Raw genomic sequence first — 10,416 nt, 5'->3', positions numbered from 1 at the left:
GGGAACCTCCGGGTCGGCGGGTGCGCTCCCGGGAGCGGAGGGGCGGCGGGGCGGACGGGCCATGGGCGGGTGCCTCCTCGATCGCGGCGGGGGAAGTGGAGCGGCCCCGGCGCCCGCACCGAGGTGCTGGGCTCCGGGGCCGGTCCGGCGTGCCGAGACTACGCGGAGAAGCGCGGGAAGGCGGAGCGACCCGCGTAGGTCGCCGCACCTCCCAGGATCTCCTCGATGCGCAGCAGCTGGTTGTACTTCGCGACGCGGTCCGAGCGGGCCGGGGCGCCGGTCTTGATCTGGCCGCCGTCCACCGCGACCGCGAGGTCGGCGATGGTGGTGTCCTCGGTCTCGCCGGAGCGGTGCGAGAGGATCGCGGTCATGCCGTTGCGCTGGGCCAGGGCCACGGCGTCGAGCGTCTCGGTGAGCGTGCCGATCTGGTTCACCTTGACCAGGATCGAGTTGCCGGCCTTCTCGGCGATACCGCGGGCGAGGCGCACCGGGTTGGTGACGTACAGGTCGTCTCCGACGAGCTGCACCTTGTCGCCGATGGCCGCGGTGAGGTGGGTCCAGCCGGCCCAGTCGTCCTCGTCCAGCGGGTCCTCGATCGAGACCAGCGGGTAGTTGGCGACGAGGTCGGCGTAGTAGGAGGAGAGCTCCTCGGCCGAGAGCTTCTTGCCCTCGAACGTGTAGGCGCCGTCCTCGTAGAACTCCGAGGAGGCGACGTCGAGCGCGAGCCCGATGTCCTTGCCGGGGGTGAAGCCGGCGGCCTCGACGGCCTTGAGGATGAAGTCGAGCGCCTCGCGGTTGGTGGGCAGGTCGGGGGCGAAGCCGCCCTCGTCGCCGAGGCCCGTGGCGAAGCCGGCCTTCTTCAGCTGCGCCTTGAGCGCGTGGTAGATCTCGACGCCCCAGCGCAGGCCCTCGGAGAAGGACTCGGCGCCCAGCGGGACGGCCATGAACTCCTGGATGTCGACGCCGGTGTCGGCGTGCGCGCCTCCGTTGATGATGTTCATCAGCGGCACGGGCAGGGTGTGCGCGTTCGGGCCGCCGACGTAGCGGAACAGGTCGAGGTCCGACGACTGCGCGGCGGCCTTGGCCACGGCGAGGCTGACGCCGAGGATCGCGTTCGCGCCCAGGCGGGACTTGTTCTCGGTGCCGTCGAGCTCGATCAGCTCGGCGTCGACGAGGCGCTGGTCGGTGGCGTCGAAGCCCTCGATGGCCGGGCCGATCTCGTCGATGACGGCGTCGACGGCCTTCTGCACGCCCTTGCCGAGGTAGCGGTCGGAGTCGCCGTCGCGGAGCTCGTACGCCTCGAACGCGCCGGTGGAGGCGCCGGACGGGACGGCCGCTCGCGAGGACGCGCCGTCCTCGAGCAGGACCTCGACCTCGACCGTGGGGTTGCCACGGGAGTCCAGAATTTCTCGGGCGACGACTGCCTCGATAAGGGCCACAACTATCTCCTCTTGACGGGTGGGCTCCCGGAGACGGGAGCGGTCGGGAAGGAGTCTACTGACCGCCTCCGAAGCGCAGGAGACCGCGGCCGGTCGTAGACTCCCAGGGCCCGATCGCCGGACGGCCCGGGCGCACCCGCCGACCCGGAGGTTCCCCGTGACCACGACCGCCGCCGACCACGTCGACCGTCTCACCGCCGTCGTCCCGGACTTCCCGAGCCCGGGCATCCTGTTCCGCGACCTCACGCCGGTCTTCGGCGACGGCGAGGCCCTGCGGGCGGTGGCCGACGCGCTGATCGAGCCCTACCGCGGCCGGATCGACGCGATCGCGGGCGTGGAGGCGCGCGGCTTCCTGCTCGCCGCAGCGGCCGCCTACTCGGCGGGTCTCGGCGTCGTCACCATCCGCAAGCCCGGCAAGCTCCCGCGGGCCGTGCTGCGCGAGCAGGCGACCCTCGAGTACGGCGAGACGATGCTGGAGGTGCACGAGGACGCGGCGCCCCGCGGCTCGCGGCTGCTGCTGGTCGACGACGTGCTGGCGACCGGGGGCACGCTCGACGCGAGCCGCCGCCTGATCGAGCGCGCCGGGTGGAGCCTCGAGGGGATCGCGGTGGTCATGGAGCTCGACGGGCTCGGCGGCCGCGAGGTGCTGGCCGGCCACCGCGTCGACGCGATCGTCACCGTCTGACCCGGCCCCGTCGCTCCGCTCCCCCTGCCCTCCCCTTCCCGCGAGACGCCACCGGCATATGCGACCCACCGGGCGAGCCGCACTCGAGTGGCGTCCCGCGGAAGGGGGAAGGGACGGGGTCAGGTGAGGGAGAGGGACATCCGGGAGAGGACGAAGGTCTCGAGCACCTGCACGAGCATGTAGAGCACGAGCGAGACGCCGGTCACGAGCACGACCGCCGACCAGACGTCCGCGAACCGGGCCTGGGCGGACCAGGCGTTGATCGCCCCGCCGATGCCCGCACCGGTGGAGAGCCACTCGGCGAGCAGCGCGCCCGTGATCGCTCCGGGCACCGAGATGCGGATCGCGGCGAAGAGCGAGGGCAGCGAGCCGGGGATGGCCACCTTGCGGATCGCGGTGAGAGTGCTGCCGCCGTAGACCGCGACCACGTCGAGCATCTGCGGGGAGGCGTTGTTGAGGCCGAAGGCGATCGTCACCAGCGCGGGGAACAGGACGACGATCCCGCCGATGACCGCGACCGAGGCGATCGAGCCGGTCCCGAAGACCAGGATGATCAGCGGCGCCATCGCGATCAGCGGCACCGAGCGCAGCAGCATCGCGAACGGCATCAGCGCGTGCTCGATGCCCTTCGACAGACGGAACAGGATCGCGCCGAGGATCGCCACGACCAGGCCGGCCGCGAAGCCGATCAGTGCGTCGCCCATGGTCACGGCGAAGAGGCCGCCCAGCTCGGCGCGGTGCTCCGCGGCCTTCGCATCGGTCACCAGGTGCTGCCAGACGTCCCACGGGCCCTTGACCACGTAGGGCGAGACCCCGCTGAAGAGGACCACACCGATCCAGATCGCCAGCACGATCACGATCGTCGACAGGGCGACGAGCAGGCTCTTGCGCAGGCTCTTGAGAGTCGCGCCGAGGGCGGCCGTGCGCAGCTGGCGCCGCAGCTCGTCGACCGCGAGGATCGACGTGGCCGTGGACTGCTCCGTGCGGTCGGGGACGGTGGTCGTCATGGTCATGCCCGCTTTCCGGAGGACCAGGGCGCGATGAGGCGCCCGATCAGTCCGACGATGCCGTAGCCGAGGAGCGCGACGCCCGCGCAGAGGAGGAAGAGCGCCCAGACGCGGGGCGAGTTCAGCGAGACCTGCGCCGCGACCAGGATCGGGCCCACGCCCGTCTCGATCTTGCCGAAGTACTCGCCGAGGATCGCGCCGAGGAAGGCCGCGGGCACCGCGATCTGCAGCGCCGACAGGATGTTGGGCAGCGCCGCGATCAGACGGACCTTGCGCAGCTGGGTGAACCGCGAGCCCCCGTAGACCGTGACGACGTCGAGCGCCGCCTTGTCGGCCGCCTTCAGCCCGAGCAGGCTGCCGACGACCGTTGTGAAGAACACCGAGAGGCCGGCCAGGAAGATCGCCGTCGCGCTCGCCTTCCCGGGAGCGTCCGCACCGCCGAGGATCAGCAGCACGATCGCTCCGATGGCGACGATCGGCACGCAGTAGGTGATGACCGCGAGCTGCGAGACGACCCCCTCCAGCCAGGGCAGGACCAGCACGAGCGCCGAGAGCACGAGCGCAAGGAGGTTGCCCCAGAAGTAGCCGACGGCCGCCTCGCCGATCGTGACGGAGAAGTTGCGCCAGTAGAAGCCGGCGCCGTCCTCCATCGCGGTCTGCACGACCTGCACGGGAGTGGGGACGGGCGCGTAGGTCGCGGCGCCGGTGGGCGCGGTGACGAGCGCCACGATCCACCAGACGGCGACGATCGCGGCGACGCCGATCAGCCCGGTGAGCCACGGAGGCAGGGACAGGGCGCGGCGCGGGGCCGCGGGGAGCGTGGTGGCCACGATGCCTCCTAGACGCGGTCGTCCGCGGCCGCGCCGCCGTCGCCGAACAGCAGCTCGGAGGCCTGGTCGACGTAGGCGTGGAACTCGGGGGTGCGCTGCATCTCGGGGGTGCGCGGGCGGGGGAGGTCGATGTCGATGATCTCCTTCACCCGTCCCGGGCGCGGGCTCATCACCGCGACGCGGTCCGAGAGGAAGATCGCCTCCGAGATGCCGTGCGTGACGAGGAGCGTCGTGGCGGGCTTCTCGGTCCAGATCCGCAGCAGCTCGAGGTTGAGCTTCTGCCGCGTCATGTCGTCGAGGGCGCCGAACGGCTCGTCGAGCAGCAGGACCTCGGGCTTGAGGATCAGGCACCGGGCGATCGACACGCGCTGGCGCATGCCGCCGGAGAGCTGGGCCGGCTTGGCCTTCTCGAAGCCGCGGAGGCCGACGAGGTCGATCAGCTCGTCGATGTAGGACTGGTCGACGCTCTTGCCCGCGATCTCGAACGGCAGGCGGATGTTCGCCATGACGCTGCGCCATGGCAGGAGCGCGTGGTCCTGGAAGGCGATGCCGAGCTTGTTGTCGCGGCGCAGCTCCTGGGGGGTCCGGCCGTCGACCCGGATGGAGCCGGACGTCGGCTCCTCCAGCCCCGCGAGGATGCGCAGGATGGTCGACTTGCCGCACCCCGACGGGCCGAGCAGGGCGAGGAAGCTGCCCTGGTCGGTGTGGAGGTCGGTGTCCTGCAGCGCCGCGACGCTGCGCGAGCCCATCCGGAACGTCTTCGACAGGCCGTGGATCTGGATGCCGGTGCCGCCGGCACCCTGGTCGCGCAGGGTGCCGGCGTCGGTCGTGTCGGTCACGAGTGGTGCCCTTCGTGGATCAGGATCAGGCCGCGTACTTCATCAGCTCGGGGTTCTCCTCGTAGACCTCGTCGAGGAGGGTCAGATCGAAGAGGTCCTCGGCCGTGACGTCGATCCCGGCGCCCGCGAGGGACGCGATGGTCTCGGACTGCAGCGTCTCGGAGATGGTGAAGAGGCCGTTCGAGACCGTCTCGTCCGAGACGACCAGCTCCTCGGCCTGGATGGTGGCGCCCTTCTTGGAGGACTCCTCGTTGAGGCCGAGGTCCTTGCCGTAGTTCTCGACGGCGAGCATCGCGCCCGCCTCCGGGTCGTTGACGGCGTCGGTCCAGCCCTTGATCTCGGCGACGAGGAACGCCTTCAGAGCGTCGCGCTTCTCGGCGATCGCCTGCTCCGACACTGAGAAGGTCTCGGCGACGAAGGGGAGGCCGTTGTCGGCGAAGGGCAGGTTGACGACCTCGTAGCCCTCGCCGGCGACCGTGATGGCCTCGTTCGTCAGGTAGGCGATGAAGCCGTCGACGGTGCCGTTGACGAGGACGGAGGGGTCGTACTCGACGGGGACGACCGTGAGGTCGGACTCGGAGAGGCCGTTCGCGGCGAGCAGCGCCTGGAACAGGGAGGTGTTCGAGGCCTGGACGCCGATCTTCTTCCCGGCGAGGTCGGCCGGAGTGGCGATGTTCCCGGCGGTCTTGATCGAGAGGACCGTGAAGGGGTTCTTCTGGTAGGTCGCGCCGATGATCTTGAGCGGGGCCTCCTGCTGGGCGATCGCGGTGCCGATCGAGACGGCGTCGCTGAGCGCGACGTCCGCGCTGCCCGAGAGGAGCTCGGCCACGCCCGTCGAGGGGCCGGGGGTGAGCGTCACTCCTGCCAGGCCGGCCTCGGTGAAGTAGCCCTTCGAGTCGGCGAAGAACTCGCCCGCGAACTCCTCGTTCTTGATCCAGGAGAGCTGGACCTTGAGGGTGCCGAGGTCGCCGCCGTCCGCGGCGGACGCGCCGGAGGAGTCGGAGGCGCAGGATGCGAGGACGGAGGCGCCGCCGATCGCGAGGCCGGCGACACCCGCCAGGCGGAGGAGGCTGCGGCGGTCGAAGGCCGGGAGGGAGCGGAGGGGCGACAGGGTCAAGGGGACTCCTCGGGTGGGGATCGTCAGGGCTGCTGCGGTGAGGTGCGCGGGGTCGCGACGGGGTGCCCGTGCAGGCGCGCCAAGCCGCGCCGATCGGGTGCCTCGACGCTATCCGGGGGAGATTTCTCGGGTGTGTCCGCAGATTTCGCGGGTATTAAGGCTCTCACGGATCCGACAAGGATCCGACCAGATCGGCATGATCCCCTGACGGATCGGCTGAGACCCTGTTCAGGCCCGACAGGACGGCCCCGGCCCCTCCCGCGGGCGCGGCTCAGCGCGGGCAGCCGGCGTCGCTCACCCGGCGCCGCCGGCGCGGATCAGCCGAGGTCCTTGAAGGAGAGGTCGGCGGCGGAGGCGGCATCGCGCGGAACGAGAGCGAAGCGGGTGAAGCCCGCGGCGGCCGCGCGGTCCAGCAGCGGGGTGAGGTTCTTCGCCCGGCGCTCGAGGCGCACGCGCGAGCCCCGGGCGATCAGCTCCTGCTTGAGCGCGAGCAGCAGCTCGGGCGCCGCGTCCCGCTCGTGGACGAGGACGACGGCGTCGGGACGCTCGACGACGGCACCGCCGATCAGCTCGACGATCCGCTCGAAGCCGATCGAGAAGCCGCAGGCCGGCACGTCCTGACCGAGGAAGCGGCCGATCATCCCGTCGTACCGCCCGCCTCCGCCGACCGAGGAGCCCGAGGACGGGTGCGCGATCTCGAAGATCGTGCCGGTGTAGTAGCCCATGCCCCGCACGAGCGTCGGGTCGAAGCGGAGCGAGACGCCGGCGGGGAGCGAGCGCAGCGACCGGGCCAGGGTCTCGAGCGCGAGCACCGCCTCCGGGTCGATGCCCTCGGGCAGCACGTCGAGGATCGCGGACTGCTCGAGCGCCACTCCCCCGGCGGCGACCGCCTCCTCGATCCGCGCGAGGTATCCCCCGAGGACCGCGGCCGCGTCCGGCCCGTCGGCCTCGAGCTCGGCGACGACCCCGGTGGCGCCGATCTTGTCGAGCTTGTCGATCGAGATCAGCGCCGGGCCGAAGCGCTCGGGGGCGAAGCCGCAGTGCTCGAGGATTCCGGTGAGGATGCGGCGGTCGTTGATCCGGATGGTGCAGTCCTCGAGGCCCAGCGCGTCGAGCGCCGCGGCGGTCGCCGTGATGAGCTCGACCTCGGCCAGCTGCCCGGGCTCGCCGATGATGTCGATGTCGCACTGCACGAACTGGCGGTACCGCCCCTTCTGAGGGCGCTCGGCGCGCCACACCGGCGCGATCTGCACCGAGCGGAAGACGGCCGGCAGCTCGGCGCGGTGCGAGGCGTAGAAGCGGGCGAGAGGCACCGTGAGGTCGAAGCGCAGGCCGAGGTCGGCGAGGGCGGACGCGTCGTCGACCGCCGCCAGGTCGTCGCGGGTGAGCCCGCGGCGCAGGACGCTGAAGGCGAGCTTCTCGTTGTCGCCGCCGAGCCCGGAGTGGAGGCGGTCGAAGTCCTCGACCACGGGCGTCTCGATCTCGTCGAACCCGTGGGAGGCGTACACGCGGCGGATGACGCCGAGCGCGTGCTCGCGCTTCGCCTTGTCGGCGGGGAGGAAGTCGCGCATGCCGCGGGGCGGGGTGATCGGGGAGGCCATGACGGCGATTCTCCCAGATCGGCCGGGGCGGGCCGGCGGGCGCCTCAGTCCGCGCGCCGCTCCTGCTCCACCGCGCGGATCTCGTCCTGCAGGTCGCGCGTCGCCGTGCGGAGCGCGCGCTCGGCGTCGAGCCCCTGGGCGCGGGCGGAGGCGACGATGGCCAGCAGCAGCGGGCCGAGGTCCTCCTCCGACTCGATGGGAAGCGGGCCCTGGCCGGCGTCCACGACGCCCAGCGAGGTCGCCTTGCCGATCACCTTGTCGGCGAGCGCGAGAGCCGGCATGCCCTGCGGGATCCCGTCGAGCACGCTGGTGCGGTGCGGCTTCTCGGTGCGCTTGAGCTCGTCCCACACCGCGATGACGTCGTCGGCCGTCTCGGCCGTGGCGTCGCCGAAGACGTGCGGGTGGCGGCCGATCATCTTGGCGTTCATGTGCGCCGCGACGTCCTCGATGGTGAAGGGCTCGGCGCTCTCGGCCGCCAGGTCGGCGTGGAAGAGCACCTGGTAGAGGACGTCGCCGAGCTCCTCGATCAGGTCGGCCCGGTCCCCCGCCTCGATGGCGTCGACGAGCTCGTGCGACTCCTCGATCAGGTAGCGCACGAGCGACTCGTGGGTCTGCTCGGCGTCCCACGGGCAGCCGCCCGGGGCGCGGAGGACGTGGACGGTGCGGATGAGCTCGTCGAGCCGGGGATGCGCGGTCACCCCGCCATCCTCGCATCCGGTCCGGCCGCCGCCGCGGACATCCGGGCGGCGCGGGCGCCCGGGAGCCTCAGGCCCGCGCGAGACGCCGCCGCGCGACGAGGAGGCAGCCGCCGGCGACGAGCGGCACCGCGGCGAGGAGACCGGGCGACGCCGCGACGGACACCGCGGTCGAGGCGCTGACCAGTGCACCCGCCAGGTTCCAGAGGACCACCGCGACTCCCGCGCCGTCCCCGATCGGGAGCGGCACCGGGCTGAGCAGCTGCGGCGGCAGCGGACCCCGGGTCGCATCCATCGCCCGCGCGGCGACGGCGGCGACGGCGGTCGCGGCGGCCACCGGCACCGCCGCGCCCGGGAGCAGCAGCGAGGCGGCGAGGGCGCCGAGCACCGCGACTCCGACCGCGAGCACCAGAGGGAGCACGGCGTGCAGGAGGAGCAGCTCGAACGGACCGGGGGCGAGGAGCGCCGGCTGCCCCGCTGTCGCGGCGGCGTGGCGGAAGCCGTCGCTCCAGACGCCGGCGCCGAGGTAGGCGAGCACGCCCGCCGCGGCGGCCGGGAGTGCGAGGAGGGAGGACGGCACGACCGCGGCGAGCACGGCGGCGGCGCCGGCAACGGCCAGGGCGACGACCGCGACCGCTGAGCGGCCGGGAGTGCGCAGCGCGCCGATCGCGTCGCGCACCGGCACCGCGAGGGCGAACGGGGAGAGGCGGACCGCTCGGAGCCCCCGCCCGATCGCCGGGAGGGCGCGGTACCCGTCGAGCGACTCGGCGAGGTCGCCCGTCGCTCCGAGCCGGGTGGTCGCCGACCACTGCCGGGCCTGGGCGAGGAGGCGAGGCCCGCGCGCGGCGTCGAGCAGCCGGGGCGCCGCGGCCAGGAGGACCGCGGCCGACGCGAGCAGCACGGTCGCGGCGCGCACCTCCTCCGCTCCGCTCACGGCTGAGGCGAGGAGGCCGCCCGGCGTGGGCGCACCGGGCAGGAGGGCCCCGAGGACCGCGAGGGAGGCGAGGAGGCCCGCCGCGAGCGCGGGGAGGCGCGAGGGCAGGCACTGACCGGCGAGCCAGGCGACGGCGAGGAGGCCGGCGAACGCGGCACCGCCGGCGACGGCCGCGAGGAGCGGCGCGGAGGCGGCGAGGGCGAGGAGCGACGCGCCGGCGGAGCAGCCCGCCACGAGACCGGCCGACGCCCGGACCACGGGTCGGCGGAGCACCGACCAGCGGCGCAGATCGGTCGCGAGCAGCACGGCCGTGGTGTGCGGCTCGCCCACCGCGGGTCCGCGCACCCGGCCCAGGAGCACGGCGGCGGGCAGGGCGAGACCCGCGGCGAGGGCGATCAGCGGCTCCGGCGCGGCTCCCGCCTCGGCGGCGAGGAGCGCGAGGGCCCGGGCGAGAGGGAGGACGACGACGAGGACGGTCATCGCGGCGAGGTAGCCCACGTAGGCGCGCGGACTCGGCGGAGCCGCGGCGCGGTGCCGGTGCAGAGCCCGCACCTCGGCGACGCGGGCCCCCTCCGCGCGCGTCACGCCCGCTCCAGCTCGACGACCCGCGCGCCCAGACCCTCGATCAGCACAGGGCTGTGGGTCGCGACGACGAGCGCCCGGGACGCGGCTGCGCGCCGCAGGACCTCCGCGACCAGCGGCACCCGCTCGACGTCGAGCCGCTGCTCCGGCTCGTCGAGCAGCAGCACCGCGGAGGGACGGGCCAGCACGAGCGCGAGGGAGAACAGCTGCGTCTGCCCGGAGGAGAGCTCGTGCGGGAAGCGGCGGGCGAGCGGAGCGAGCGCGAGCGCGTCGAGACCAGCTGCGGCCTCGCGGCGGGCGTCGGCGACCGGCTCGCCCCACGAGACGGCGACCATCGCGAGGTGCTCCTCGAGGGTCAGGTCCCGCTCGAAGGGCGGAGTGCCGATCAGGGCGGCGACGGCGCGGCGGTGGGCGGCGGAGCGCTCCTCCGGGGCGCGCCCGGCCACCGCCACGACTCCCTCGCTCGGAGCGGTGAGGCCGGCGATCACCCGCAGGAGCGTGGTCTTGCCGGTGCCGTTGCGGCCCGTCACCGCGACGCGCTCCCCCGCCTCCACCCCGAGCGAGCACGGGGCGAGCAGCTCGACGCCCGAGGCGCGCACCGCGACCCCGCGGACGGCGACCAGCGGGCCGGCGAGCGGCTCCGGCTCTCGGGGACGTCGGGCGGCGAGGAGCGGCATGCCCTCCATC

Annotated in this window: 10 protein-coding genes; 1 reads left to right on the top strand and 9 read right to left on the bottom strand. The window is 73.4% G+C overall.

Annotation, left to right across the window (positions count from 1 at the left end):
• Nucleotides 1-158: 158 nt before the first annotated feature.
• Nucleotides 159-1,439 (bottom strand): phosphopyruvate hydratase, encoded by a 1,281-nt coding sequence (gene eno / locus C5C69_RS07600; protein ID WP_104222361.1) that lies wholly within the window; start codon nucleotides 1,437-1,439, stop codon nucleotides 159-161.
• A gap of 157 nt (nucleotides 1,440-1,596) precedes the next feature.
• On the opposite strand from eno, the gene C5C69_RS07595 reads away from it, so the two are divergent.
• A complete protein-coding gene (locus C5C69_RS07595; RefSeq protein WP_104222360.1) occupies nucleotides 1,597-2,124 on the top strand; it encodes an adenine phosphoribosyltransferase in 528 nt (175 codons plus the stop codon).
• Between the two features lie 119 nt (nucleotides 2,125-2,243).
• On the opposite strand, the gene C5C69_RS07590 is transcribed toward C5C69_RS07595, so the two are convergent.
• The 8 genes from C5C69_RS07590 to C5C69_RS07560 all read right to left on the bottom strand — a co-directional run bounded on the left by C5C69_RS07590 (nucleotide 2,244) and on the right by C5C69_RS07560 (nucleotide 10,406).
• A complete protein-coding gene (locus tag C5C69_RS07590) occupies nucleotides 2,244-3,137 on the bottom strand; it encodes an ABC transporter permease (protein WP_104222359.1) in 894 nt (297 codons plus the stop codon).
• Nucleotides 3,134-3,961: an ABC transporter permease gene (locus tag C5C69_RS07585; RefSeq protein WP_244229606.1), complete on the bottom strand. Its 828-nt coding sequence runs from the start codon at nucleotides 3,959-3,961 to the stop codon at nucleotides 3,134-3,136. The genes C5C69_RS07590 and C5C69_RS07585 overlap by 4 nt, the downstream gene beginning before the upstream one ends.
• Before the next feature lie 8 nt (nucleotides 3,962-3,969).
• Nucleotides 3,970-4,710 (bottom strand): ABC transporter ATP-binding protein, encoded by a 741-nt coding sequence (locus C5C69_RS07580; protein ID WP_104222373.1) that lies wholly within the window; start codon nucleotides 4,708-4,710, stop codon nucleotides 3,970-3,972.
• Nucleotides 4,711-4,825: 115 nt separating this feature from the next.
• On the bottom strand, nucleotides 4,826-5,917 hold the full coding sequence (locus C5C69_RS07575; RefSeq protein ID WP_258065120.1) for an ABC transporter substrate-binding protein: 1,092 nt from the start codon (nucleotides 5,915-5,917) through the stop codon (nucleotides 4,826-4,828).
• 317 nt (nucleotides 5,918-6,234) lie between these two features.
• Nucleotides 6,235-7,518, bottom strand: coding sequence for a histidine--tRNA ligase (hisS, locus tag C5C69_RS07570; protein ID WP_104222357.1), 1,284 nt, complete (start codon nucleotides 7,516-7,518; stop codon nucleotides 6,235-6,237).
• Between the two features lie 44 nt (nucleotides 7,519-7,562).
• Nucleotides 7,563-8,216: a MazG family protein gene (locus C5C69_RS07565; RefSeq protein WP_104222356.1), complete on the bottom strand. Its 654-nt coding sequence runs from the start codon at nucleotides 8,214-8,216 to the stop codon at nucleotides 7,563-7,565.
• A 67-nt stretch (nucleotides 8,217-8,283) separates the two neighbouring features.
• Nucleotides 8,284-9,732: a hypothetical protein gene (locus tag C5C69_RS17215; RefSeq protein WP_258065119.1), complete on the bottom strand. Its 1,449-nt coding sequence runs from the start codon at nucleotides 9,730-9,732 to the stop codon at nucleotides 8,284-8,286.
• Nucleotides 9,729-10,406 carry an ATP-binding cassette domain-containing protein gene (locus C5C69_RS07560; RefSeq protein ID WP_104233679.1) on the bottom strand — a complete coding sequence of 226 codons (678 nt, stop codon included), beginning with the start codon at nucleotides 10,404-10,406 and terminating at the stop codon, nucleotides 9,729-9,731. The genes C5C69_RS17215 and C5C69_RS07560 overlap by 4 nt, the downstream gene beginning before the upstream one ends.
• Nucleotides 10,407-10,416: the final 10 nt, after the last annotated feature.

It is taken from the genome of Rathayibacter sp. AY1C7 (genome assembly GCF_002931865.1).
Taxonomy (GTDB): Bacteria; Actinomycetota; Actinomycetes; order Actinomycetales; family Microbacteriaceae; genus Rathayibacter.
Note: the sequence above shows the minus strand (reverse complement) of the source record. Positions and strands in the feature narration are given on the sequence as shown.

What these genes read in the sequence shown, in the direction of transcription:
- C5C69_RS07590 (WP_104222359.1), bottom strand. Translation starts at nt 3,137, where the DNA reads ATGACCATGACGACCACCGTCCCCGACCGCACGGAGCAGTCCACGGCC.
- C5C69_RS07580 (WP_104222373.1), bottom strand. Translation starts at nt 4,710, where the DNA reads ATGGGCTCGCGCAGCGTCGCGGCGCTGCAGGACACCGACCTCCACACC.
- hisS (WP_104222357.1), bottom strand. Translation starts at nt 7,518, where the DNA reads ATGGCCTCCCCGATCACCCCGCCCCGCGGCATGCGCGACTTCCTCCCC.
- C5C69_RS07560 (WP_104233679.1), bottom strand. Translation starts at nt 10,406, where the DNA reads ATGCCGCTCCTCGCCGCCCGACGTCCCCGAGAGCCGGAGCCGCTCGCC.